Annotated in this window: 21 protein-coding genes, 1 tRNA gene and 1 riboswitch; of the genes, 5 read left to right on the forward strand and 17 right to left on the reverse strand. The window is 59.1% G+C overall.

Going from position 1 to position 26,054, the window contains the following annotated elements; all coding sequences use genetic code 11:
• Positions 1 to 8: 8 nt before the first annotated feature.
• From INF35_RS04850 to INF35_RS04925, 16 genes are all read right to left on the reverse strand, one after another.
• The gene (locus INF35_RS04850; RefSeq protein WP_193500372.1) at positions 9 to 3,101 is read right to left on the reverse strand and encodes a beta-glucosidase; all 3,093 of its coding nucleotides are present in this window, start codon (positions 3,099 to 3,101) and stop codon (positions 9 to 11) included.
• 442 nt (positions 3,102 to 3,543) lie between these two features.
• On the reverse strand, positions 3,544 to 4,911 hold the full coding sequence (locus tag INF35_RS04855) for an ATP-binding protein (RefSeq protein WP_193500373.1): 1,368 nt from the start codon (positions 4,909 to 4,911) through the stop codon (positions 3,544 to 3,546).
• A 1-nt stretch (position 4,912) separates the two neighbouring features.
• Positions 4,913 to 5,629: a LytR/AlgR family response regulator transcription factor gene (locus tag INF35_RS14015; RefSeq protein WP_193500374.1), complete on the reverse strand. Its 717-nt coding sequence runs from the start codon at positions 5,627 to 5,629 to the stop codon at positions 4,913 to 4,915.
• 236 nt (positions 5,630 to 5,865) lie between these two features.
• Positions 5,866 to 6,438, reverse strand: coding sequence for a GtrA family protein (locus INF35_RS04865; protein ID WP_193500375.1), 573 nt, complete (start codon positions 6,436 to 6,438; stop codon positions 5,866 to 5,868).
• Positions 6,438 to 8,867: a glycoside hydrolase family 3 C-terminal domain-containing protein gene (locus tag INF35_RS04870; protein WP_193500376.1), complete on the reverse strand. Its 2,430-nt coding sequence runs from the start codon at positions 8,865 to 8,867 to the stop codon at positions 6,438 to 6,440. Before INF35_RS04870 ends, INF35_RS04865 begins: the two co-directional genes overlap by 1 nt.
• A gap of 126 nt (positions 8,868 to 8,993) precedes the next feature.
• Positions 8,994 to 11,894 (reverse strand): glycoside hydrolase family 3 N-terminal domain-containing protein, encoded by a 2,901-nt coding sequence (locus INF35_RS04875; RefSeq protein ID WP_193500377.1) that lies wholly within the window; start codon positions 11,892 to 11,894, stop codon positions 8,994 to 8,996.
• A 282-nt stretch (positions 11,895 to 12,176) separates the two neighbouring features.
• A complete protein-coding gene (locus INF35_RS04880) occupies positions 12,177 to 13,472 on the reverse strand; it encodes an ATP-binding protein (protein WP_193500378.1) in 1,296 nt (431 codons plus the stop codon).
• The gene (locus INF35_RS04885; RefSeq protein ID WP_193500379.1) at positions 13,469 to 14,179 is read right to left on the reverse strand and encodes a LytR/AlgR family response regulator transcription factor; all 711 of its coding nucleotides are present in this window, start codon (positions 14,177 to 14,179) and stop codon (positions 13,469 to 13,471) included. The genes INF35_RS04880 and INF35_RS04885 overlap by 4 nt, the downstream gene beginning before the upstream one ends.
• A 198-nt stretch (positions 14,180 to 14,377) precedes the next feature.
• Positions 14,378 to 14,454, reverse strand: a tRNA-Val gene (locus INF35_RS04890).
• A gap of 116 nt (positions 14,455 to 14,570) precedes the next feature.
• Complete coding sequence (locus INF35_RS04895) at positions 14,571 to 15,416, reverse strand: RnfABCDGE type electron transport complex subunit B (RefSeq protein WP_193500380.1); 846 nt, start codon at positions 15,414 to 15,416, stop codon at positions 14,571 to 14,573.
• Positions 15,417 to 15,432: 16 nt separating this feature from the next.
• The gene (locus INF35_RS04900) at positions 15,433 to 16,032 is read right to left on the reverse strand and encodes an electron transport complex protein RnfA (protein WP_193500542.1); all 600 of its coding nucleotides are present in this window, start codon (positions 16,030 to 16,032) and stop codon (positions 15,433 to 15,435) included.
• Between the two features lie 41 nt (positions 16,033 to 16,073).
• Positions 16,074 to 16,766, reverse strand: coding sequence for an electron transport complex subunit RsxE (gene rsxE / locus INF35_RS04905; protein ID WP_193500381.1), 693 nt, complete (start codon positions 16,764 to 16,766; stop codon positions 16,074 to 16,076).
• Positions 16,767 to 17,354: an FMN-binding protein gene (locus INF35_RS04910; protein ID WP_193500382.1), complete on the reverse strand. Its 588-nt coding sequence runs from the start codon at positions 17,352 to 17,354 to the stop codon at positions 16,767 to 16,769.
• Positions 17,354 to 18,346, reverse strand: coding sequence for an RnfABCDGE type electron transport complex subunit D (locus INF35_RS04915; RefSeq protein ID WP_193500383.1), 993 nt, complete (start codon positions 18,344 to 18,346; stop codon positions 17,354 to 17,356). The genes INF35_RS04910 and INF35_RS04915 overlap by 1 nt, the downstream gene beginning before the upstream one ends.
• A gap of 3 nt (positions 18,347 to 18,349) precedes the next feature.
• Positions 18,350 to 19,690: an electron transport complex subunit RsxC gene (gene rsxC / locus INF35_RS04920; protein WP_193500384.1), complete on the reverse strand. Its 1,341-nt coding sequence runs from the start codon at positions 19,688 to 19,690 to the stop codon at positions 18,350 to 18,352.
• 145 nt (positions 19,691 to 19,835) lie between these two features.
• Complete coding sequence (locus tag INF35_RS04925; protein WP_193500385.1) at positions 19,836 to 20,228, reverse strand: BlaI/MecI/CopY family transcriptional regulator; 393 nt, start codon at positions 20,226 to 20,228, stop codon at positions 19,836 to 19,838.
• Positions 20,229 to 20,560: 332 nt separating this feature from the next.
• Between INF35_RS04925 and serC the strand changes: the two genes are divergently transcribed.
• Both serC and INF35_RS04935 read left to right on the forward strand, forming a co-directional pair.
• Entirely contained in the window at positions 20,561 to 21,658 is a 1,098-nt protein-coding gene (gene serC, locus INF35_RS04930) for a 3-phosphoserine/phosphohydroxythreonine transaminase (protein ID WP_193500386.1), read from the forward strand.
• A gap of 60 nt (positions 21,659 to 21,718) precedes the next feature.
• Positions 21,719 to 22,879 (forward strand): phosphoglycerate dehydrogenase, encoded by a 1,161-nt coding sequence (locus INF35_RS04935; RefSeq protein ID WP_193500387.1) that lies wholly within the window; start codon positions 21,719 to 21,721, stop codon positions 22,877 to 22,879.
• 67 nt (positions 22,880 to 22,946) lie between these two features.
• Here INF35_RS04935 and INF35_RS04940 read toward each other — a convergent pair whose 3' ends face one another.
• Positions 22,947 to 23,132: a hypothetical protein gene (locus INF35_RS04940; protein ID WP_193500388.1), complete on the reverse strand. Its 186-nt coding sequence runs from the start codon at positions 23,130 to 23,132 to the stop codon at positions 22,947 to 22,949.
• A 261-nt stretch (positions 23,133 to 23,393) separates the two neighbouring features.
• Between INF35_RS04940 and INF35_RS04945 the strand changes: the two genes are divergently transcribed.
• The 3 genes from INF35_RS04945 to INF35_RS04955 all read left to right on the forward strand — a co-directional run bounded on the left by INF35_RS04945 (position 23,394) and on the right by INF35_RS04955 (position 25,822).
• Positions 23,394 to 24,260: a pyridoxamine kinase gene (locus INF35_RS04945; protein ID WP_193500389.1), complete on the forward strand. Its 867-nt coding sequence runs from the start codon at positions 23,394 to 23,396 to the stop codon at positions 24,258 to 24,260.
• 154 nt (positions 24,261 to 24,414) lie between these two features.
• Entirely contained in the window at positions 24,415 to 24,912 is a 498-nt protein-coding gene (locus INF35_RS04950) for a tRNA (cytidine(34)-2'-O)-methyltransferase (RefSeq protein WP_193500390.1), read from the forward strand.
• 7 nt (positions 24,913 to 24,919) lie between these two features.
• Positions 24,920 to 25,822 (forward strand): DegV family protein, encoded by a 903-nt coding sequence (locus tag INF35_RS04955; protein WP_193500391.1) that lies wholly within the window; start codon positions 24,920 to 24,922, stop codon positions 25,820 to 25,822.
• A 126-nt stretch (positions 25,823 to 25,948) separates the two neighbouring features.
• A riboswitch (PreQ1-III riboswitch) is annotated at positions 25,949 to 26,053 on the forward strand.
• The last annotated feature ends 1 nt before the right edge of the window (position 26,054 follow it).

Here is a 26,054-nt window from a genome sequence, read left to right on the forward strand (position 1 = left end):
GGAGGAAATCATTTTGCTGCCTTTTCTTCTTTCCAGCGGCGGCGGATGGCCACGACGCCCCAGACGATCAGGACAGCCGCGACGATGCACTCGCCGATGATGATGAAGTAGTAGTTAGCGAAAGGCAGTTCGCCCACCACGGTGCCGTGGACGACACCATTCATGGCGTTGGAGTTGACGGTGGTATACAGGATGTGTTTGATGGCCTGGCGCGCATGGTACTGGGACGCCGGGTTGGTGATATCCAGCGGGGCATCCACCGCATAGCCGGTCAGCTTGAGGTCGCCGCCCGCGCGGATGCACTGTTCGGTATCCATGACGCCGCCGTTGTCGTAGTCGGTAATGACGGTACCGTCAAAGCCCCATTCATTGCGCAGCACGCTGGTGATGAGGTTGTAGTTGCCGCCTGCCCAGGTGCAGCCCACGCGGTTGAATGCCGTCATGACCGCCATGACTGCCGGGATATCGGCTGTAGTTTCGGTGTAACTGTCGGTCTCGGCGTCGTACTGCTGGACCTTGATGGTGGTGGTGGGACGCTCTTCGATGCAGGTCTGGAAGGGCTTGAGGTAGATCTCACGGATTGCCTGCTCGTTGGCAAAGGTGGCAACGTGGCTGCGGTGATCTTCCTGATCGTTGAGGGCAAAGTGCTTGATGTAAGCGTAGACGCCCTTTTCCGCACAGGCGCTGACAGCTTCCAGAGCCATCTCGCCGGAGATGAAGCCATCCTCGGAATAGTACTCGAAGTTACGGCCTGCAAAGGGAGTGCGATGGATGTTCATTGCCGGAGCATACCAGCCGGAAATGATGCCGATGTAGGTATGGTCGCCCCAGTTGCCGTCGGCAGCCAGCGCATCCTCGCCAACGTAGTAGCCGTGCAGGTAGGAGTTCTCACGGTCCCAGCTGGCAGCCAGGTTGGTGGCGCAGGGATAGGTGATGGAGTAGGGTTCGTGGGTAACGCCGCCCTCGTTCAGGCCGGAGGGGCCGTCAAAGTCGATGGCACGGGGTTTGCCTGCGGCGGTGGAGGCCAGAGTCTGGTAGCCGCCGTTGCGGATGATGTTCTCCAGCTCGCTGGCATCCATCTGGTTGATCAGGGCATCCCAGCCGCCCTCGGCCTCGACCTCGTCGAAGTCACGGCCACGGAAATCGATCAGTTCCAGATCGCCTTCCTGTCCATAGACGCCGGCCATGGAAGCTGCCTCTTCCTCGGTCATGGGGTTCAGGGAAGCACCCACGCCCTTTGCCAGGATGGCGTTCTTGATGGTATCGGAGACTTCAACCTCCCAGGTATAGCCGTTCTTTTCGCTGTATTCGCTCTTGCGCTGGCTGTCCTGGTTGCCGTGGGTCTTGGGGAAGGTACCGGTCCAGTCCTGACGGGTCAGGTACTTGTCGCGGGGGGTGATCTCATCGTAGGTGGTGTGATCGAACTGATTGGTGATGGCGGTGCCGTTCTCGGAGGTGGAGAAGGTAACATTATCCACACCGTTGTTGCCGGCGTAGGTATAGGTCCACTTGCCCACCATGGTGGGATCGGGCGTGCCGAAGAGGCCGTCATTCTCAACGCCGTTGTAGGCCAGGAAGTTGTTGTTGGCCATGTGGGCGTTCTCGGCGGCGGTCAGCAGGTAGTCGCCTGCCTCCAGAATGTAGGTCTTGGCATTGACATCATCGTAGGAGATGAAGTCCTTCTGATTGACGGTAACGGTAACCGTCTCGGAAGCGCCGGGCTCCAGGTCACCGGTCTTCTCAAAGCCGACCAGGGAAACAGAGGACTTCTCAATATAGTTGGCCTTGTCGTAGTCGGTATAGGGAGCATTCAGATAAACCTGGACAACGTCACGGCCGGTGACAGAGCCGGTGTTGGTGACCTTGACGCTGATCTGGATATCGCCGTTTTCGTCCATGTTGCTCATCTGGAAATCGGACCAGCTGAAGGTGGTATAGGACAGGCCGTAGCCGAAGGGATACTGTACCGTGGTGGCATAGTCATAGTCGCCGGCGTTGCCCTGATCCAGAGTCTTGTCGAAATAGCGGGTCTCGTAATACTTGTAGCCAACGTAAATGCCCTCGTCGTAGAAGACACCGGCCTCCACGTCCTCGCCGTTGTTAACCAGCATCATGTCGCCCATGTTCTGCATGGCGGGAGAGGACAGCGCGTCGTAGGCGAAGGTGTCGACCAGATGGCCGGAGGGGTTGATGTTGCCGCTGAGCACGTCCGCGATGGAACGGCAGGTGTCGCCGCCGGCGCCGGGCGCCCACAGGACGGCGGAAATGTTGGGATAATCCTTGACCCAGCCCAGCTCAAAAGCGTTGTTGGTGTTGACGACGATGATGACGTTGTCAAAATTGTCGTTCAGGTAACCGATAACGCCCAGCTCGACCGAGTCGGGCTCCAGGTAGTGCTTGTCCTTATCTTCCTCGATGTCGGTCCAGTCGCCCATGTAGCGGCCCAGGTCACGGCCCTCGCCGCCGGTACGGGAGATGAAGAAGACAGGAGTGGTGCCCTGGGCTTCGGTCTTGGCCTCATCGGGGATGGCATCGATGGGTGCCTCGTTGATGGACCAGTCCTCGGCGCCGCCGTACATGATGGCGCCGCCGCCGCGGGTGTAGGTGTCCTTGTTTTCGGTGTAGAAGTTCCACAGGGACTCATTGATGGAGAAGCCCTGCTCCTGCAGCGCGGTGCGCATGTCGCTGGAGATGGTGCTGATGCCGGAACCGGTGCCGCCGGCCAGCAGGTTGATGGAAGATGCCGAGAACAGGCTCAGTTTGGAGCCGGCCGCCACGGGCAGGCCCTTGCCGCCGTCGGTGTTGTTGTAGAGCAGGACAAAGCCCTCGGCGCCGGCCTTGCGGGTGTAGGCCTGCTCGGCAGCCTGCAGTTCATCGGAATCGGTGATGTCACGGGTGTAGTATTCGGCATCCACGCCGTTGGTGGTGTCGCCGAAGTTGAACTCGGTCTCGCCGAAGATATCGCGGAGAACCAGGTCGTAAGACATGGGCGCGATCGTCGCAAGCGCAATGGAGAACGCCAGCAGGATGGCCAGCAGCGGTGCAACAATCGCTGTGAAAACCTTGGCGCTCAGCTTTTTCTTCTTTTTCTCTTTTGCCAAAAGAAATCCCTCCTGTTTCAGTTCGCTGCCTGCCGGATGGGCCGGGCAGCAATGACACGGTGCGCGGCGCGCCGCCGTGTGCAGATCAAGCAGGAATAAGCGGAGATCGTGGAACCGCCGCCGTCTGCGTTTTCGGTTCCGGGCGGAAAGCATGCTTTCTCAGGGACTCCCGGAACAGCCATGACGCGAAGGGGGCTTTCTGGTACCGCAGGCCGGGTCATTCGCCGCATTCTCCTTGTTGTTTTGCCAGTCCTCCTTTTGTCCTCATATTGGCGTTTTGATCCGGTGGGGCGCATCAGAATCCCTCATGATTCCACAAAAATATCCCACAAATTCCAGCTCATTGGTCACAATATAACAAAAGGAACGCCTACCCACAATAGGCGTTCCTTTATCTGTACTTTTTTTTCGTATTCTGACATCTTACGGTCTGCGGGGGTCTTCACTTTCCATTTGTGCCGAACAAAATGTTCAGGTGAAAGACATCTCCATCCACATAAGTGGTCAGCTCTCCATCGTATTTCTGCACAATCATGCGAATGCTTCTCATTCCAAAACCGTGGTAATTTTTGTCCTCCTTGGTGGTGACCGGCAGCCCGTCCCGGAAGGTGAGGGTACCGTCAAAATAGTTGTCTTCCTGGATCATCAGCAGATTTCCCTGCGCCTTGACCAGCAGGTTGATCACCCGCCGTTCCTGCTCTGAAATGGCTTTGACCGCCTCCAGCGCATTATCCACAATATTGCCGAACAGACAATACAGGTCGCTGCCGTCAAGGAAGTCCAGCTTTTCCCCATCCGCCATGCAGGAAAAAGTAATGCCGTTCTGCTCACAGTAAAGGCTCTTTTCGGTCAGCAGAACATCCAGCGACTGGTTGCCTGTCTCGATCTTGGCGTCGTAGATCGAGATGCTCTTCTGCAGATTCCGAATGGCATCCTCTTCGATCTTGCCGCCCTTCGCCGCCAGCGAGGCCAGTTTGTAGCGAATGTCATGGCACTTGATGTTGATGAGGTCGATGGTATCCTTGGCGATCTCATACTGTCGCCGGCTCTGGCGGATGGTATACTGCAGATACTCCACCTCCTGCTTCAGTTCCCGCTGTTCCAGGGTTCGGCAGGCAAGCTGCAGCACAATGGCGCAGCAGGTCACCGAAAACAGGTTGCCGGTTTCCTTCAGCACCAGAAATTCCGGGGAAACCGTCTGCGATGCAAACTGAACGCTGAGATTGTTGAAATAGATATCCTCCACCGAGCAGAGGAACACCGCAATCACCAGCACAAAGATGCAGAGCGTGAGCATCTGGCGATCCATCTGCCAGGTATTCAGGTGGCGGATCACACGGCGGATAAAAATAAAATAAACCGCCACAGCCGTCACCGCAAAAAAGACTGCATACGAGATTCTGTAATACATGGCAAAATGCCCGTCGTCCCACAATTCATAGAGAAACCCCTGGCTGACATCCCACACCATCAGGCGCAGTTTGTAACCCAGATTTTGGGAAGCATACGCCATGCTGCAGCAGAAAACCACAGTGGAAAGTCCCGGCTCGAAGCAGAGCTGCATTTGGACTACCGTCACGGCAAACAGGACCAGATAAACCCCGATCCTGCCCAGGACTGTATCTCCCCAGAGCTGATAGGCCGCGGCAGCCCCCACAGCCACCACCAGGACCGCCGCCAGTCCCCCTGCTGCCCGTGCCCAGAAATGCGGCCTGCGCTGCTGGGTAAAGAAGGTCAGCCCGTAAAAGACATAAAGCTCAAAGAGAAATTCAAGAATGATCTCCCGGTAGATAAAGGTAAGCTCTTCCATGTCACTTGCCTCCCTGGAAACCCGCATACCAGTTGGTCAGCTCTGCCATAAATGCCGCCCGGCGGGGACGGCTGATCTGAAGCACCGTACTGCCCACCTGGACGGTGTATCCCTTGACTTTGACCACAAATTTGGGATTGACCAGATAGCATTTGTTGCAGCGCAGAAACCCAAAGGCGTGCAGCTGCTGTTCTACATCAGAAAGCACGCCGGTCCGCTCAATGACATCGTCCACCAGGTGATAAATCAGCCGGTGGTTCAGGATCTCCACATACATCAGTTTGTCGGTGGAGATACGGCAGATCCCCCCTGAAGAACTGACCGTAAAACTGCGTTCTTCGTTCATCAGATAGATATCCAGCGCCTTCTTGAATTTCAGCGAGAAATCATAGTAGCTCACCGGCTTGACCAGAAATCCCACCGCGTCCACCTCATAGCCTTTGAGGGCATACTGGACCAGATTGGTCACAAAAATCAGGGACACGTTTTTGTCCATGCCGCGCAGCTCAGTTGCCGCCTCCATGCCGTTTTTCTGGGGCATCTGAATGTCCAGAAAAACAACCGAATAGACCGGCTGATATCCCTGAAGGAACTCCGCGCCGTTGCAAAACCTGACGGATGTGATCTCCTGACCGGATTCCGCGGCATAGCGCTGCACATAACCTGTCAAAAGCTCCGCCGCGGCATCTTCGTCCTCCACAATCGCGATCTGCTTCACCTTTTTCCCCACCTTTCCGCCAATCTTTTTTTCATTCTATCGTTTTTCCCGGCATTGCGCAAGCTGCCCTTATGCCGAAAAAGAATTCCTTCCGGATTTTCCCCTGTTTCAATATAAGCCCCCGTCTCACGGTCAAACCGTGAGACGAGGGCTACTTGCGGCATCAGTATACAGGGATGATGATTCGGAAGGTCGGATGCCGCCGGGTGAAAGCTTTGTGTCTGTTTGCTCCGGGCTTATTCGGCCTTTTCTGCCGGTTTCTGAGCGGTATCCGCAGAGGGGAAGATGATCTTGTTGACAAAGAAGAAGACCACCATGGAAATGCCGCCGTTGAGGACCGTCGTGCCGATGTTGTAGATGAAGTCGGGCACCAGCAGTCCTGCCACCGCAACCCAGATGCAGTTGATGGAGTTCACGATGCAGGTAATGACGCAGAAAGCAACCAGGTACCAGGCAATCTGCGGACCAAGCTTGCCCTTGGAGCGGAAGACAAAGTTGCGCTGAATGGGGAAGTTGATGCACTCGCCGATGACCATAGCCACCATGTAGGCGCAGAAATAGGCCAATCCGCCGTGGGCCTGATCGTAGCCCAGGATGTTCCATTCAAAGGTCTCGCCGAACAGGGTCAGGGGAATGCCCGGCCAGCCGAAGCTTGCGTCGCCCAGGCCTGCAAAGGCAGCGGGCAAAAACTGCAGCATCAGATACTTGAGCACCGTGATCACATTGCTGACGATGACGAACAGGCCGCCTTCGCGCACCCACTTTGCTGCCGCCGGATGCTTGGCGGCAAAATTAGACCAAAGGTTCATTACTTGTCCTCCTTTTTCTCCGCCAGGCGTTTTTCCATGGATGCATTGAGAATCATATTGCGGACCATCTCAAACAGCACACGCAGGATGCCAATGATCCAGAAGCCCTTGAGCTCCATGACCAGGCCGTCCACCATGCCCATGCTGACCATACCGCCCGTCATCTTGGCGATGGCACGCAGCGGCATGTTGTAGTTGAACAGCAGGTTCAGGTCGGGATTGCCGGCCTTGAGGCTCTTATCCAGCAGATGCTTGTGGATCACGTGGATCAGCCACCCCAGCGGGCTGCGGCCGTGGCCGATCTCGCCCAGAGTCATGTTGCGGTCGATGGCCACCTTTTCTTCCAGAATCGGGCGGCCCAGAATGGCGGAGAATTCCACCTCGGGCACATCCTGCACCTGACCGCTGACATAGTGGGGCAGCGAGTTGCCGATGTAGGGGTTGGCATCGCCGGAAGATTCTACCGTGACGGTGGCTTCCAGACGGATATCCTCACAGGAAGCGCCCACACGCACCACATAGCTGCCGCCTTCCACGGCCCAGTGGCCGGCGGGCTCATTCCAGTAACGGAAGGCCTTGTCATCCAGCGGGATGGACACCGTCTTGCTCTCCCCTGCCTCCAGCGAAACGCGGGCAAAGCCCTTGAGTTCCTGCATGGGGCGGAAGATCTCGGCATCCGGCTTGGACACGTAGACCTGGACCACCTCGTCGCCGGCACGGTCGCCGGTGTTGGTCACCGTCAGTGAGACGCCGGTGGGCGTGGCATGCAGATCCTTGTATTCGAAGGTGGTATAGGACAGGCCGTAGCCGAAGGGCATCGCCACCGGCACGCCCGCCGTCTGATAGTAACGGTAGCCTACATAGAGGCCCTCGCGGTACTGGACGGTGCGTCCGTCCTTGCCGAAGTTGTTGTAGGAGGGATTGTCCTCGCAGTGCAGCGGCCAGGTCTCGGCCAGACGCCCGGCGGGGTTCACCTTGCCGGTCAGCACGTCCAGCACGGCGCCTGCACCGGCCTGACCGCCCAGTCCTGCCCAGACCAGTGCCTGGCAATGGCTCTGCCAGCTGGTCTCCACAGCGCTGCCGCTGCTCAGGACAACGATCAGATGCGGGTTGGCACGGTGCACGGCCAGCAGCAGGTCGATCTGGTTCTTGGCCAGCTTCATGTCGCTGCGGTCCAGACCCTCGCTCTCCTTGACCTCATCCAGGCCCAGGAACAGCAGGACGGTCTCGGCCTTTTCGGCCAGCTTGACCGCTTCCGCCTGCAGGGCGGGATCCGCCTTGCCATAGCGGTCGAAGCCCTTGGCAAAGCCGACGGTCTTGAGGCCGCTCTGCTCAAACACCTGCAGGAAGCTGTCCACCTTGGGTGCGTTGACCATGCTGGAGCCTGCGCCCTGATAGCGCGGGGTCTGGGCAAAGTCGCCGATGACGGCGATGCGGTTCTCGGGATTCAGGGGCAGCAGGCCGCCCTTGTTCTTGAGCAGGACGATGCTCTCCGCCGCAGCCTTGCGGGCCAGGGCATGGTGGGCATCCCAGTCGATGGTTTTGGGAGCTTTCTCCAGGGCTTTGGAGGTGGTTTCCACCAGCGTCAGGAGTTCCTCCAGACGGGCGTTGATATCCGCCTCCGAGATCTTGCCGTTCTTGACCGCCTTGACCAGTTCACGCACCGAGTCCAGACCGGGTGCCGGCATTTCCAGCGTGGAGCCGTTCTTGACGCCCAGGGCATGGTCATTGGAACCGCCCCAGTCGGTGACGACGGCGCCGTCAAAGCCCCAGGTATCCCGCAGGATCTCCTTGAGCAGATGGGCGTTCTCGTTGGCGTAAGTGCCGTTGACCAGATTGTAGCTGGTCATGATGGTCTTGGGATGGCCTTCGGTGACGGCGATTTCAAAGTTGGTCAGGTAGAGCTCACGCAGGGTACGCTCATCCACCACCGAGTCGGTGGCCATGCGGCGCAGCTCCTGGCTGTTGGCGGCGAAATGCTTGGGGCAGGCAGAGATGCCGTTTTCCTGGATGCCGCGGATATAGGCGGCTGCCATCTTGCCGGCCAGATAGGGGTCCTCCGAGAAATACTCGAAGTTGCGGCCGCACAGCGGGCTGCGCTTGGTGTTGAGGCCGGGTCCCAGCAGCACGGCGACGTTCTGCGCGGCAGCCTCCTGACCCAGCGCCCGGCCGATCTCCTCGCCCAGGGCAGGGTCCCAGCTGCTGGCTACGGCCGATGCCGTGGGGAAGCAGGTCGCCGGCTCACTGGGATTGATTCCCAGGTGGTCGCTCTCCCCTGCCTGCTTCCGCACGCCGTGAGGGCCGTCGGACAGCCAGATCGACGGGATGCCGTACTGCGGCAGTCCCCGCGACCGGAAAGTATCCGCACCTGAAAGCAGTGCGCATTTCTGTTCCAGGGTAAGTTTCTGGGCAAGTTTCGTATCGGGCATAATGGACGTACTCCCTTCCCGGATAAAACAGGCTGCGCCCGACGCCTGCAGGCAGATGTCAGACGCAGCCGGTTATCCTGTTGTCAAAGATTTTTAATGGACAGTTTCAGAGAAGCACAGGCCCGTTCAGACCTCAACTTCCTTTTTCTTACGCTTGTCGTAGCCTTTCTTGACGACGCCGATTTCCAGCCCGACAATAACCAGAACCAGAACTACGTCGATGGCGATAGCTGCGATCTGCCAGGTTTCCATACCGGGGTTCAGGTTTTCCTCGGTGTAAGCGCGGGAGTTGACCACCGTGTACAGAATGTTGTGGGTGGCGGTGCGCATGGCCTGCAGGCCGCCGTTGCTGATGTTGCCGTCGGTCAGGCTGCCCACCAGGCTGGTCTCGGTGGGATAGTTGACCAGCATGCAGTCGGTGCCGTTGCGGACGCCCTGGTCGGCGCTCATGTAGCCGTAGACGCCGAAGTAGTCGGTCAGGACAAAGCCCTGGAAGCCCCACTCGTCACGGAGAAGCGTCTGGCACAGTTCCTTGGTGCCGCCGGCCCAGCGGTTGCCGATGTAGTTGAAGGAGGACATGACAGCCCCTGCGCCGCCCTGTTTGATGGCGATCTCAAAGGGCTTGAAGTAGATCTCGCGCATGGCCTGCTCGGTGGACCAGGTGCACAGCATGCCGCAGCGGTTGGTCTCCTGATCGTTCATGGCAAAGTGCTTGACGTAGGCGTAGACACCGTGCTGGGCAGCGCCCTGGACAGCGTGGGCAGCCATCTGGCCGGACAGGAAGCCGTCCTCGGAGTAGTACTCGAAGTTACGGCCTGCAAAGGCAGAGCGGTGAATGTTCATGGCAGGTGCATACCAGCCGGAGACATCCATCTCATCCGCCATCTGACCGATGCTGTCGCCGAAGGCAGTGGCGATATCCACGTTCCAGGTGTTGGCGATCATGACCGCCGCCGGGAAGCCAATGGAACCGGTCTTGGTGAAGTTGTTGTTGATGGAAGCAGGGCCGTCGCAGTCATTGGTGCGGACCTTGCCGATGCTTTCGATGCTGTTGGTCTGATAGCCGCCCAGAGAGATCAGGGAATTCATCTCATCCACGGTCATCTGATCCAGCAGGCTGTCCCACATGGGATCGTCGTAGTCCAGGCCGCGCAGGTCGACCAGCTGGACATCGCCCTCGGCGCCGGTAACGGGAGCCTCGGCATTGGGATCTTCATCGGCGGCTGCGTCGTAGTTGGAGATGTTGTAGAAGGTCGCCTTGGAGTCCGCCGGCATCTCATAGCTGGTGGGTGCCGCGGTGGCCTGGGCGTAGTTGGCGAAGCCGTCGGCACGGGACAGGTAGGTTGCGGTGCCGCGGGCATAGTCAAACTGGTTGGTAGCGGCAACGGAATCAGAGGAGCGCTTGTTGTCGCCGCTGTAGGTGATGGTGGTGGGGACGGTGTAGACACCGCTGTCGATGACGGTGTGAGAGTCGGAGTTGATGGAGATGATGTAGCCGCCGGCCTCCAGCACGTAAGCCTTGGCGTTGCGGTCATCGTAGGAAGCCATATCCTCCACGTTGAACTGGACGGTCACATCCTCAGATGCGCCGGGCTCCAGCAGAGAGGTCTTGGCAAAACCGATGAGATTGGCGGAAGCCTTCTCGATGCCGCCGTTGGTGTAAGGCGGGTTGTAGTAAACCTCAACCACATCCTTGCCCGCAACGGAGCCGGTGTTGGTGACGGTGGCGGAAACGGTGATGACGCCGTTGGACTCGGTCACACCGTTGAGCTTCTGGGAGAAGGTGGTGTAGGACAGACCGTAGCCGAAGGGATACTGCACGGTGGTGTCGTAGTCGATGAGGCCCTCCACAGCGGCGGTCTCATAGAACTTGTAGCCCACATAGATGTTTTCCACGTAGTTCACGAAGGAAGGCAGGGTCTCATCCACGGCGAACTCATCCATGTTGGTGTAATGCATCATGCCGAAGTTGTTCCAGGTCGGGGTAGCGGTCAGATCGTAGACGAAGGTATCGGTGGTCTTGGCAGAGGGGTTCACCGCACCGGAGATGATGTTGCCCAGGCCGGTAAAGCCGGTCTGACCGGTGCCGGGGCACCACAGAACGCTCTTGATCTGTGGATGCTCTTCCACAAAGCCCAGCTCCATGGTGTTGGCGCCGTTGTAGACAACGATGACCTTGTCGAAGTTCTGGCAGACCAGGTCGATCATGGCCTCTTCCTGATTGGTCAGGTTGAGGTAGGTGTCGCCCTCATCCCAGTCGGCGCCCTCGTTCAGGGTGTCGTCGTAAACCTGGTCGTAGCCCACATCCTCTGCGGTGCCGTTGGCCAGCGCATACATGTCGGTGGGCAGGTCGGCGCCCTCACCGCCAACGCGGGTGATGACGATCATGGCCGTATCGGAGTAAGCCTTGGCGTTGGTCATCAGCTCATCGGTGTAGAGGCTGGCTGCCGGTTCCGGTATGGTCCAGTCGCCGCTCCACATACCAACCACAGGACGATCGGCCTTGTAATTGGTGTAGAAATCAATCAGCTCCTGATTGGGGTTCAGTCCGGCATTTTTCAGGCCGTCCAGCAGGCTGACCATGGGGAACGCGTCGCTCAGCGCACCGGAACCGGTGCCGCCGTAGCAGGGATTGGTGGACGCCCAGCCAAAGACGTTGATATTGTCGCCGGATGCAAGGGGCAGCGTAGAATCGTCATTTTTCAGCAGGACTACGCCCTCTTCCGCAATCTCGGTGCAGAGCTCAGTAGCCGTATTGGTAGATTCTTCCGTGATCGTGCCGCCGCCGGTGAGCAGGGACAGCATGGTGGACATGGGGCCAAAGGCGATCAGGTTGGCCACAATGCCGAAGGCCAGCAGGATTGCCAGACCCGCCTGACTGCGGATCATGTACTTTTTGGCCTTGCCCTGCTTTCTGCAGGCGATCATTACAGCAATTGCAATGACCAGAACGACAGCAAACCCGATCAGGTAAGGGGTAACCGTCGTCAACACGTTCATAACGTCATCTATGTTGATAGATAACATGCTTCTTCTTCCTCCTTGTTGTTGTTTTAGACAGAATGAAGGGTCGCGCGCCCCCTTCATTTGGTAATTTTATTATAGCGACGCAGATAAAGAAATGTCTACTATTTTTTCAAAACTTGTCATTTCCAAGACATAAATTGTTCACAGACCTGTTTTTTACAAAAATTTTATCTGCGTTTCGCACAATGACTTTGGGCATTGCTTTGTGCAGGTTGTCAAGGGCACAAAAAAGCGGTCCGAGCCAAAGCCCGAACCGTTCTGTTTATAATGCATTCCATCTGATTACTTCTGCTGTATTCCGCTGCCGCCTGTCGGCCGATGGGGCAGCAGGATCCGCAGAATGAACCAGTTGTCCTCACAGTGGACCGTCACGGTGCCGTTGTACTTCTGGGCCGCGGCGCGCACCGTGCGCACGCCGTAGCCGTGAGGCGGCATACCGTCGGCATCCAGCTTTACCTCCGTCTCACAATAGTTTTCAAACCGCAGCATGACAAAACCGTGCTGGGCATAAATGGCCACACGGATCAGACGCTTTTCCGGGTCGGCCAATGTCTGGACGCTCTCTGTGGCATTGTCCAATGCCGTACCCACAATGGTGCAGATGTCCCCCGTGGGCATAAAGTCCAGCAGGTGGCCGTCCGCCACACAGGTAAAATTGATGTCGTGCTGCTGGCAATAGAGGCTTTTGGCCGTCAGCAGCGTATCCAGCACCGGGTTGCCGGTTTTGTTCTGGGCCTCGTACATGCGGATGCCGCTTTCCATCTGGTCCAGAGCCGCCGCCTGCTTGCCGGGGTCCTGCTCGGCACGGATGGCAGCGATCTGCAGCTTGAGGTCGTGGCAGTGCCGGTTGATGAGGCGGATGCTCTCCTTGCTCTGCTGATACTGCTCGTACTGGCGGTGGAGGACATGGTCCATGGCCTCCAGCTCCCGGTGGAGGCTGGCCTCCATCAGCTGCTCCTGCTGGATGGAGAGAACCAGCACCCCCGCCAGGTCCACAAGGGTCCGGATGTAGAAAATATCCATGGTGGCGGAGCCTTCCCGGGTAAAGGAAAAGTTGCTGACCGCAAAGGCTGCCAGCGCCATGACCACGGCACTGCCCAGAGCCCTGCGCGTGATGCCCAGGTTCCGGTTGCGCAGGAATCGCTTCAGATCAAAGCGGAATATAAAGCCGTACACCACCGCGTAGATCACCGCAAGCAGCAGCAGTGACCGGGGCGCCCAGGCACTGCTCTGCCGCCAAAGCAGGCAGTGAATCTGCCATTCCAGGCTGGCGGCAAACTCGGCAAGCAGAAACGCCCTGGCGCAGCAGTATCCGGCTTCCAATGCACTGACATCACAGCACAGGTAGAGGAAACTGTACATCATTCCCACTGCGGCTGCCATGCAGGGAATCCACCAGGCCAGCGGCACGCTGCCCGTCACCTGCAGAAAAACGCCCAGCGCAGACAGCCAGACAACGGCGCAGACCGTCGTTTCCACTTTGCTGAACCGCCTGCGCAGCGTCAGGATGCAGATCACGCAGGCCAGCCATTCGGCCAGCGCCGTGTACAGGCGGGGAATATCCGGCAGTATGTTCATCTCACGCTGCCTCCGATGTAGTCGGTCAGCGCTTCCAGAAATGCTTTCTTTTTGGGGCGGCTGATCTGCAGAGCGTAAGGTCCGACTCTTACCGTATTTTGCTGTACCTCCATCACCTGTTCAAGATTGACAAGATACCCGCTGTTGCATCGGGCAAACGGTTTGTCCGCCAGCTTTTCCTCATAGCTTTTCAGGCTGCCGGGGGTAACGAGCTCTCCGTTCTCGGTGTAAAACCGCACGTAGTGCCCCTCGCTCTCCAGATAGTAGATGGTCGACACATCAACACGGCGCAGCCCGCCGTCGATAGGCACCGCAAGAAATGTTTTGCGGCGTCTGCGCAGGCGGTCCACAGCTTTTTGCAGCTGCTGGGAAAAGGCGAAATACGGCACCGGCTTGAGAACATAGTCCAGTGCATCCACCGCGTAGCCCCGGATGGCAAACTGCGCCATGTTTGTGATGAAGATCAGGATGACATCCTTGTCCAATTTTCGGATGGCCTCGGCAGCAGCCATACCATCCATGCGGCGCATCTGCACGTCCAGCAGAATGATGTCGTACACCGCCTTGTAGTCGGATACGATCTCATCCCCGTCCTCAAAGGCGGTCAGCTCAAACATCTTGCCGAACTGACGCTCATACCGGCGCACATATCCCGCAAGCTGTTCCCGCACCTGCGGGTCGTCCTCAACAATGGCGATGTGAAACATCTGTTCTGCCCGCCTTTCCGCTGTAGTGATTCGACTTATTATACCATGCCGTCCTCCCCGCCGCAAACCCGGGCCGAGGCTTTTTTCACCCGCTGCCTGCGTTGCAGCGCCGGTTTTGCGCCTTCTGTTCCAGGCAGGCGGCCTATGAACAAAACAAAAAAATCCCGCAGACGAAATAACATCGTCTGCGGGATTTTTTGGTGGAGAATTAGGGACTCGAACCCCAGACCCCTTGCGTGTGATGCAAATGCTCTAACCAGCTGAGCTAATCCTCCGTAACAGGGAAAATTATAGCACAGCTCAAAACAAAAATCAAGCCCCATCCCCTACTTTTTTTCTCAATGAGATTCCAGCGGGGGCCGGGGCTTGATTTTATGGTGTTGTCAGCCTGTTACAGCACAGCGTGCTCGGGCACGGGAGCGTCCACCGACGTGGGGCCGCCCTCCACCCAGTGGATGACCTTCTTGGGGCACTTTTCCACACAGGTGCCGCAGCCGTTGCACTTGGTATAATCGATGCGGGCCACGTTGTTATGCAGGAAGATGGCCTCCTGCGGGCAGTTCTTGACGCAGATGCCGCAGGCAATACAGCCGGTCTTGCAGGCCTTGACCACGGCAGCGCCCCGCTCCTTGTTGCGGCAGAGCACCGCGGGCTGGGGTGCAATGGGCTTCATCTTGAGCAGACCGCGGGGGCAGGCACGGGTGCAGGCAGTGCAGCCGGTGCACAGTTCACGGTCGACCACCGCCACGCCGTCCTTGATGCTGAGGGCGTGGAACATACAGGCATTGACGCAGTCGCCAAAGCCCAGACAGCCGAAGGAACAGGCCGTGGGACCGCCAGCCACGGCAGCCGCCGCGGCGCAGCTCTGGATGCCGTGGTACTCAAACCGCACACCGCAGTTTTTGCCGCCGTTGCAGGAGACAAAAGCCCGCAGGCTGGGGCGGTCGCTTTCCTCCGCGCCCATGATGCGGTTGATGGCATCGGCAGTCTTGTCGCCGCCGGGAGCGCACTTGTGAGTGGGCGCACCGTCCATGACGATGGCCTTGGCATAGTCGGCACAGCCGGCGTAACCGCAGCCGCCGCAGTTGGCGCCCGCCAGGCATTCGTTGATCTCGGCAATGCGGGGATCTTCATAAACGGCCATGAACTTGGAGGCAAGAACCAGAATGATACTGCCCGCCAGGCCCAGAACCGCCAGCACGATCACCGCAAAGACGATCGGGTTTGCTGTAATCATTATCCTCAAATCCCCCTTACAAGATCGCGTTGATGATGTTTTCGACCAGACCGCCGAAGCCCATGAAGCTCAGGGAAGTGATGGCCGCAGACACCAGCGTGATGGGCAGTCCCTTGAAGCTCTCGGGCGGGTCGGCGTTCTCCACACGCTGGCGCACGCCGCAGAACAGCACCATGGCCAGCAGGAAGCCGATACCGGCACCGGCAGCGCAGACCAGCGCCTCGGCAAAAGCAAAGCCGAAGCCGTGGGTTGCGATATCGCCGGAGTAGTCCTGCACCGCCAGAATGGTAACGCCCAGAACGCAGCAGTTGGTGGTGATCAGGGGCAGGTAAACGCCCAGAGCGCTGTACAGCGCGGGGATGTAACGCTTGAGGGTGATCTCAATGAGCTGGACCAGAACAGCGATGACCAGAATGAAGATAATGGTCTGCATGTAGCCCAGGTTGTTGGCATCCAGCAGGAACACCTGGATGGGGAAGGTCACGGCGGTGGCGATGAGCATGACGACGATGACCGCCATACCCATGCCCACCGAGGAATCCAGCTTCTTGGACACGCCCAGGAAGGGGCAGATGCCCAGGAACTGAACCAGCACGTAGTTATTGACCAGGATCATGCTGAAAAGGATGGTTGCAAAAGTTGCGATATTTTCGGCACTCACTGTTCAGCACCTCCTTCGTTGGCGGCCTTGGCGGTCTCCTGCTCTTCCAGAAGGACTTCGCCGCAGGTCTTGCGCTCGATGGGATGGTTGGTTTTCTTCTCGATCCAGACGCACAGCGCCATCAGGCAGCCGAAGACGAAGAAGCCGCCGGGGGCCTGGTTCATCAGCGTCATACGGTCGACGGAATCGGGAATGATCTGGATGCCCATCCAGCTGCCGTTGCCGATGATCTCGCGGATGGAGGACATGAGCACCATGGTCAGGATGTAGCCGATGCCCATGCCCAGACCGTCGAGAGCAGAATCCACAACGGTGTTTTTGCAGGCGAACATCTCGGCACGGCCGAGGATGATGCAGTTGACGACGATCAGTGCCAGGAAAACGCCCAGGGCGTCATACAGCTCCGGCACATAGGCCTGCAGCACCATCTGTACCACGGTAACGAAGGTTGCGATGATGACAATGTAGCAGGGCAGATGGACCTTGGCGGGAATGACCTTGCGCAGGGCGGAAATCACGATGTTGGAGCCCAGCAGAACGAACGTCATGGCCAGGCCCATGCCCAGAGCGCCGGAAACGGTGGTGGTGACGGCCAGAGCCGAGCAGCAGCCCAGGACCAGACGCAGGACGGGGTTTTCACGGATGATGCCGGCGGTAAATACACGCCATTTGCTTTGCTTTTCGGCCATTTATGCCACCCCCTTCAGCTCATTGTTGTAGCAGTCGATGGCCTGATTGACTGCAGTGAAAACGGCCTTGGAGGACACCGTCGCACCTGCGATGGCATCCACCGGGCTGCCCGCAGAGACCTGCTGGGAGCCGTCCCAGCCCACAAAGCCGGAGTAGAAGCTCTCCTCACCGGTCTTGGTGCCGATACCGGCGGTCTGAGTGGAGGCATCCACCTTGATGTTGGTGATGGTGCCGGTGGAATCAAAGGCCACATAGACGGTGACCGTCTTGCCGGAGTAGCCGCCGGCTGCGGACTTGACGGCCACGGCGCCGTCGGCAGTGTAGGCTGCGCCTTCCACGCCGTCGGTCTGGAGGGCTTCCGCCTCCACCTGGGTCAGGCTGTCGGCCTGGGTGCCCTCGGGAAGGACCTCAATGTAAGAGTTGAGGGTCTCGAGGCGGGTGTTTTCTTCAATAATGGGAGCCGTCATATCGTTGAGCACGGCCAGGATCGCGCTGCATACCACGCAGATCACAACCAGAACGATAACGGGAACCACCATGGTCTTGACCACGCTTTCCTGGGGCGCGGCGTTCTGTTTGTTTGCCATTATGCTGCCCCTCCCTTTCCGGCGGAGGCTGCGGCCGCCTGATTCTCTGCCTTTTTCTTGGGCTTGACACGGCCCAGAGGAATCTGATGGCCCCACTCGTTGAACCACGGGGTCAGCAGATTGCCCATGAGGATGGCGTAGCTCATGCCTTCATTCATGCTGCCGAAGTTGCGGATGAGGAAGGTGAGCAGGCCGATGACGATACCATAGATCAGCTTGCCCCGGGTGGTGAAGGGGCTGGTGACGTAGTCGGTGGCCATAAAGACGGCGCCGAACATCAGGCCGCCGGACAGGATCTCGGCCACAGCGGTGTGCAGATCGCCGGAGGCAATGAGGGTCAGCACAAAGACGGTGCCCACAATGCTGCCGGGAATGGCAAAGCTGATGGTGCGGGTGAACAGCAGGAAGGCCAGGCCCACCACAATGGTGAGGATGCAGGTCTCACCCAGCATGCCGCCGTGCAGGCCCAGGAACAGGTCCAACAGGCTGACGGTGGACTGATCCACGCTGCTGGAAAGGGGCGTGGCGCTGGCCAGGGCATCCACCGCCAGGTCGGGATAGACATAGGCGGTCATGCGGGAGGTAAAGCCCAAAAACAGAACGATACGTCCCACCAGAGCGGGGTTGGCCACGTTGTAGCCCAGGCCGCCGAACATCTGCTTGACGATGACGATAGCCACAAAGGCACCCACGATGCAGATCCACAGGGGCATGCCCACCGGCACGTTGAGGGCCAGGATGATGCCGGTGACCACGGCGGAGAGGTCCCCCACCGGGTTGCGCTTGTGCATCAGAAGGGTATAGAGATATTCAAAGCCTACACAGGCGGCGGTGGTCACGGCGACCACCAGCAGCGCGCGCATACCGAAAATGAAGGCCGACGCCACAACGGTGGGAAGCAGGGCAATGACCACGTTTCCCATCAGGCTGCGGTTGGAGGCGCTGTCCCGGATATGCGGTGAGGCAGTTACGATCAGGCGTTGTTCTTCCATCTGTCATTTACCTGCCTTTTCAGTTTTTTGTTTGAGATACCACGCCTTTGCCAGCGCCATGGTCTGGGAGACGGGGCGCTTGGCCGGGCAGGCGTAAGTACAGCTGCCGCAGGCGACGCAAAGGTCGATGCAGCGCTTCTGCAGAGCCTCAAAGTCCTTGTTTTTGAAGTTCTCGGCAATGATGACCGGCTCCAAGCCCATGGGGCAGGCTTCGATGCAGCGGCCGCAGCGGATGCAGGGGTCGGCCTCAGGCAGGGTGGCTGCCTTGCGGCTGAACAGCAGCAGGCCGTTATTCTGCTTGAGCACCGGGAAGTCGGCACTGGGAGAGGCGCCGCCCATCATGGGGCCGCCGAAGATGATCTTGCCCAGCTCCACGTCGGGCTTGATGCCGCCGCAGGCCTCGATGACATCCCGGTAGAGGGTGCCGATGGGCACTTCCACGTTCTGGGGCTTGACAACGGCGTCGCCGTCCACGGTGACGCGCTTGGAGACCAGCGGCATGCCGGTCTTGAGGTACTTGCCCAGGGTGGAGACGCTGGTCACGTTCATGACGACGCAGCCGCAGTCGGCGGGGATGCCCGCCTTGCCGGAGGGCGCCGTCTGGGGCACCTCCCGGCCGGTGCAGGTCTCGATGAGGGTCTTCTCAGCGCCCTGGGGGTAACGCATGGGCAGCGGCTTGACCGACACCCCCTGCATGTCCCGGGTCAGCGAGAACATCAGGTCGATGCACTCGGGCTTGTTGCGCTCGATACCAATAATACAGTTGGGAATGTTGCAGTACTTCATGACGGCAGTGATGCCCGAAATGATAGTGTCGCTGCATTCCAGCATTTCCCGTGCGTCGGTGGTCAGGTACGGCTCGCACTCGGCCGCGTTGATGATCAGCGTGTCGATGGTGTTGGCCGCCAGCTTGACGTGCGTCGGGAAACCGGCGCCGCCCACACCCACCAGACCGCAGTCCCGGATGGCAGCCAGCAGGCTGTCCTTGTCCGTGACCGTGGGCGGTGTGCAGGACGGGTCTACCGTCTGCTTTCCATCGGTCTTGATGGCTACGGCCTTGCATACGGCGCCGTTGACCATCCGCATCGTTGCCACATCCAGCACCGTGCCGGATACGCTGGAGTGGATGTTGGCACTGACAAAGCCGCCGGCCTTGCCGATGAGTGTGCCGACCATGACGGTGTCGCCTTTTTTGACGACGGGTTCCGCCGGTGCACCGATGTGCATCTGCATGGGAATGACCACGTGTTCCGGCACCGGCATCTGAACCGTTGCCAGACCGGCGGTGGCTTTCTCATGCGGCACCCGGGCGCCCTTTGCGGAACGCTTGAGTCCTTTCAGCATAAAAGCTCCTCCCCTGATTTTCCATGTTCCTGCCGCGCCGGGGGGCTGCGGCAAATGGTCTCGAATATTACACAAAAGTATTGTAACATCTTTGCCGCAGAAGTCAACAAAAAACCGCATAGCACGGCCTTTTGTCAAGGTTTTATCAATCATAGTCATACTCCGGACTTTCTGCCACGCGGGCATCCAGCCAACGGGCCAAAGCCTCCATTTTTGCGTAGCTGAGACGCCCGGTATCGGCCAGCGTTTTGACCAAAGAACGTACATCTCCATTGTATAAAACTTCCAAATGCTCTGCGGTAGCCGCACCACAGTAAGTCTCCCTGCGGACCAGCGGAGTGTACACATTTTTGTTCCCCAGCCGCTCGCTGCGGACAAATCTTTTTTTCTCCAGCCGCATCAAAAAATTCAAAAGAGTCGAATCCGCCCACCGGCAGGCGGCGGGCAGCCGTGCCCCGATCTCCCGCCGGGTGGCCGCTCGTCCGCAATCCCACAGGGCGCACATGACGCGCTCCTCACTGATCGGCAAAGTCTGCATGCCGCATTCCTCCCACATATGCCTATGATTTAGCAGATTTTATTTTACGTTTGCCGCAGATATTTTGTCAAGCGAGCGGATGTGACAAATTTCTCCCGTGTTTTTGGGCAATTTTTCAGTCTTGTTTTTTACGTTTGTCTTAGTTTGTGTGTTCAAATTGCGTACACTTGTGTCATTTGGCAGACATTTCCGCTTTTTGCCCCATTTTTTCGGCACAGTGCCGAAGGGTTTTCCATTGAGATTTTTTCGGGATGGCTCGTATAATACTGGTATGCGCTGACGGCGCAAGCATCCTGGCTGAGAGAGACAGGAAATTAGGGGAGGTTTTTTCCATGAATCGTGTATATAACTTCAGTGCGGGGCCCTCGATGCTGCCCGTACCCGTTTTGGAGCGTGCCCAGGCCGAACTGCTGGACTACCATGGTTCCGGCCAGAGCGTGATGGAAATGAGCCACCGCAGCAAATGGTTTGACGATATCATCAAAAACACCGAGGCATCCATCCGCCGTGTGCTGAAGGTCCCCGACAATTATAAGATCGGCTTTTTCCAGGGCGGCGCCACCCAGCAGTTTGCCATGGTTCCCCTGAACTTCATGACCACCGGCAAGGCCGACTATCTGGTCACCGGCAACTTCTCCAAGAAAGCCGCCGAGGAGGCCGCCAAGTTCGGCGAGGCCCGTGTGGTTGCCTCCAGCAAGGACCGCAACTTTACCTACATTCCCGATGTCAAGGCCATCGACTACGACGCCGATGCCAGCTATGTGCACATCTGCCAGAACAACACCATCTTCGGCACCCGCTTTGCGGAGGTGCCTGAGGTGGAGGGCCTGCCCCTGGTGGCGGACATGAGCTCGATGATCTTCTCCGAGCCGGTGGACGTGAGCAAGTACGGCTGCATCTACTTCGGCGTGCAGAAGAACGTGGCCCCCGCCGGCATGGCCATCGCCATTATCCGGGACGACATGCTGGGCAAGAGCGCCAAGAGCATTCCCGCCGCCAACATTCCCACCATGATGAACTACACCACCCTGCTGAACAAGGACAGCATGTACAACACCCCGCCCTGCTGGTGCATCTACATGACCGGGCTGGTCATGGACTATCTGGAGCACGACATCGGCGGTCTGGACGAGATGAAGAAGATCAACGAGGCCAAGGCCAAGGTGCTCTACGACTATCTGGACAGCCAGGACTTCTACACCAATCCCGTGGAGCACAAATACCGCAGCATGATGAACGTCACCTTCACCAGCCCCAACCCCGACATGGACAAGAAGTTCTGCGCCGCGGCCACCGAGGCGGGCTTCGTCAACCTGAAGGGCCATCGTCTGGTGGGCGGCATGCGCGCCTCCATCTACAACGCCATGCCGCCGGAGGGCGTGGACAAGCTGGTCGCTTTCATGGAGCAGTTCCGCAAGGAAAACGCCTGACCGCTGCCGTCCCTTATTCCGGGCATCTGATTCTAATATGTAAAATGAGGTGTATCGCCAATGTATACCATTAAAACGCTCAATGCCATCTCGCCGGTAGGCCTGGCCAAGCTGCCCGCCACCCAGTTCGAGGTGGACAACGACTCCCCCACCCCCCAGGGCATTCTGGTGCGCAGCGCCGACCTCCATGAGGTCCCCCTGCCCGACAGCCTGCTGGCCATCGCCCGGGCAGGCGCCGGTACCAACAACATTCCCATTGACAAGTGCACAGCGGCGGGCATCGTCGTCTTCAACACGCCGGGCGCCAACGCCAACGCCGTAGCCGAGCTGGTAGTGGGCGCCCTGGTGGCGGGCAGCCGCAACCTGCCCGATGCCATCGCCTGGGCTCAGAATCTCAAGGGCAGCCAGACCCTGGCCAAGGATGTGGAGAAAGGCAAAAAGCAGTTTGTGGGTCCCGAACTCCGGGGCAAAACGCTGGGCGTCATCGGACTGGGCGCCATCGGGTCCCGGGTAGCCAACGCCGCCGTTGCCCTGGGCATGGAGGTCCTGGGCTACGACCCCTACATCAGCATTGACGCCGCCTGGAGCCTGTCCCGCAGTGTGCAGCACTGCGTCTCTCTGGGCGACATGCTGCCCCGCTGCGACTATCTCACCGTCCATGTGCCTTACATGCCCTCCACCAAGCACACCATCAATGCCCAGACTTTGAGCATGTGCAAGGACGGCGTCCGGGTCTTCAACTTTGCCCGGGGCGAGCTGGTGGATACCACCGCCATGCTGGCCGCTCTGGAAAGCGGCAAGGCGGCCCAGTATTTCTGCGACTTCCCCAGCGACGAGCTGCTGGGGGTCAAGGGCGTCTACTGCACGCCTCACCTGGGCGCGTCCACTCCCGAAAGCGAGACCAACTGCGCCGTCATGGCCGCCACTGAGCTGAGCGATTACCTGAAAAACGGCAATATCCTGCACAGCGTCAACCTTCCCGACGTGCAGCAGCCCCGGGCAGGCGGCCGCCGCATCTGCATCATCCACAAAAATGAACCCGGCGTCATCTCGGCCATCACCGGCATCCTGACCAATGCCAACCTCAACATTGAGAACATGGTCAACAAGGGCAAAAAGGATGTGGCCTACACCATGCTGGATGTCACCGGTACCATCGCCGACAGCCTGACCGAGCAGCTGTCCGGCATCGACGCGGTCATCCGCGTGCGCATCCTGTAACCATCTCCCGGCATTGCACAGCAAAAGGCGGCGGAATTTGCTTCCGCCGCCTTTCCTGATGTCCGCCTCAGCGGGTGTAGTGCGAGACCATACGGTCCAGATCTGCCAGCGTCTTTTCGGCGCCGCGGGCCATGCGGTGCACCGTCTTGCGGATCTGACGGTTATCCCGTGTGGCGGCGTACATCACGGCGGCACCGGCCGCCATACCAGCGGCCACCGCCACAGCCTGTCCCATACCCATAGTGGATTTCATCCGGTTTTCCCCCTTTCGACGAGCGTTGCCTTTAGTTTGCCTTGCCGTTTTGCCGTTATACCTGCCCGTACAAAAATTTCGACAGTCCTGCCGCCCGGTTTCGCCCCTTTCCCCGGCAAAATCCCCATTCGCCGGGATACGCCTTTTTTTGTCAGGCCGGATGTGGTAAAATCGTGTCAGATTTCCCGGGGAGCGTCAGGCATCGACAGGCCGCGCTCTCCCCGTTTTTCACCAAACCTGCACAGAAAAGAGCGTTGCCCCATGATATCCGCCCCCAAAACCGTCCTCTGCATCCACGATCTGCCCGGCTTCGGGCGGGCCAGTCTGTCGGTCATCCTGCCGGTGCTGTCCGCCCTGGGCGTCCAGCCTGTGGCCCTGCCCACCGCCGTTCTCTCCACCCATACCGGCGGTCTGGGCACCCCCGCCCGCCTGTCCAACCCCGGCTACGGTCCCGCCGCCCTGGCCCACTACAAGCGGCTGGGCATCCGGTTTGACTGCATCTACTCCGGCTATCTGGCCGATGCCGGGCAGGCCCATCTGGTCCAGCAGGCGCTGGAGCTCTGGCCCGACGCCCTGGCCATCGTTGACCCGGTGCTGGGTGACCACGGCAAACTGTACAGCGGCCTTTCCGACGACATGATTCCCGCCATGCGGGGGCTCTGCGCCCGGGCCGGGCTCATCCTGCCCAACCCCACCGAGGCCGCCCTGCTGCTGGGGGATGTGCCTTCCGCCTCCCCCAGCCTGGAGATCGTGGCCCAGCAGGCCGCCCGCCTGACCACCCTCTGCCCCCAGGTGGTGGTGACCGGCGTGCCCGCCGGGCAGCGTTCCATCGCCTGTGTGGGCGCTCAGCGGGACGGCGGCGGATTTGTGAGCCGGTCCTCCTTCATTCCCCGGCTCTACCACGGCACGGGGGACATTTTTGGCGCGGTGGTGGCCGGCAAGATGATGCAGGGCAACGTCACCGAGGCCGCCGTGCAAACCGCCGCCGCCTTTGTCATCGAGTGCATCCGGGCCACGCCGGAGGGCGCCGACGAGCGGCTGGGCGTCTGGCTGGAACGGGCTCTGCCTCTTTTGAACTCCGACCGGGAAGGCCCCCTCTCCCCGGTACGCAGGGGTTACCCGGAATGACCCTGCGCCATGCCGGACGGGCGCCAATGATTACATATTGTACATTTCAATTATTTTATAACAGAAATTCATGGATTTTCGGTGTGCTGCGGGCCAAAAGCCCGCAGTTTTGCCGTGGGGAAGTTCCAAATCAAGGATGGGAAAGGATTCTTTTATGCCTGTACTGAATATCGTATTGGTGGAGCCGCGCATTCCCCAGAATGCGGGCAACGTGGCACGCACCTGCGCCGTGACCGGCGCCCGCCTGCATATGGTGGGGCCCATGGGATTTACCATTGACGACCGCAAACTCAAGCGCGCCGGGCTTGACTACTGGCACCAGCTTGATATAACATATTATCGGGATTACGCCGACTTTTTAGGGAAAAATGTCGGACCGTTTTTCTACTTCACCTCCAAGGGCCTGCACCGGCACACCGATGTCAGTTATCCCGACGGCGCGTACCTGGTGTTCGGGCGGGAGGATGCCGGTCTGCCGGAATCGCTGCTGGTGCAGCATCCCGAATCCTGCGTGCGTATTCCCATGCGCCATGGCGAGCGCTGCCTGAATCTGTCCAATTCGGTGGCCGTCGGCGTGTATGAAGCGCTGCGGCAATGGGATTTTGCCGAGCTTGAGACCCACGGACAGTTGACCAATTACGAATGGAAGTGACACGGATATGAGTAAAGTAGCATTTTTGACCGACTCCAGCTGCGACATTCCCGCCGATCTTGCCGAAAAATACGGGATCGAGATCGCCTGCTTCCCCATCAACCTGGAGGGGAAGGAATACATCGAGCGCCGCGATATGACCAACGATGAGTTTTATGAGATGATGCGGGAGGCGAAAGGCGTGCCCACCACGGCGGCCATCACGCCCCTGCAGTGGCTGGAATACTATACCCGCTTTGCCGACGAGGGCTACACCGATCTGGTCCATGTGACCATCAATGCCGGCGGCTCCAGCACCAACCAGAATGCCCATGCCGCCGCCCACATGCTGGCCGAGGAACGCCCCGACTGCCAGATGAAGATCCGCATTATCGACAGCCACACCTATTCCATGGTGTTCGGCTGGTATGTCTGCGAGTGCGCCCGCAAGGTGCGCAACGGGGCCTCGGTGGCCGACGCCGTGCTGGAGATGGAGGAAAAGTTCGCCCGCGTGGAAGTCTGCCTGGCCGCCTACACCCTCAAGCAGATGAAAAAGTCCGGCCGCATCTCCGCCGCTGCCGCCTTTGCAGGCGAGCTGCTGGGCCTGCGCCCCATCATCAGCCTGAACGACGGTATCTCCCATGTGGAGGCCAAGGTCCGGGGTGACGCCGCCGTGCCCCCGGCCATGCTCAAATGGGTGAAATCCCGGGTGGAGAACATGAAAGATACCCCCTACATGGTGGCCTACACCGCCTCCACTGCCCGCCGGGACGAGCTGGTCAAGCTGTGCAAGAAGGAGTTCGGACATGCGCCGCTGTGCACCTTCCAGCTGGGCGGTGCCGTCAGCGCCAACACCGGTCCCGATGCCGTGGCTGTCATTTTTGAGGGCAAGCCTCGCCGTCTGTGCGACTACGCGCCCTCTCTGCCGTAAGATATCCGGCTTTCCGGCCGTCTGCCCTGTCCCTTCAAAGGGGACGGCAGGCGGCCGTTTTTTTGTTCCCCGGCAGGGCTGCCCCCTTGTAACCCCGCGGAAAGTTTGCTATAATGACGATTTGTTGAGCAACTTAGGATTTTAGGCTCCGCCCCTTCCCCTGCGGGAAACGGGCGACAAACCGACGCAAGGCTGGCGGTCTTGCGAACGGTCAAAATCTATCCGCCGGAGT

The organism is Gemmiger gallinarum (assembly GCF_014982805.1).
Lineage (GTDB): Bacteria > Bacillota > Clostridia > Oscillospirales > Ruminococcaceae > Gemmiger > Gemmiger gallinarum.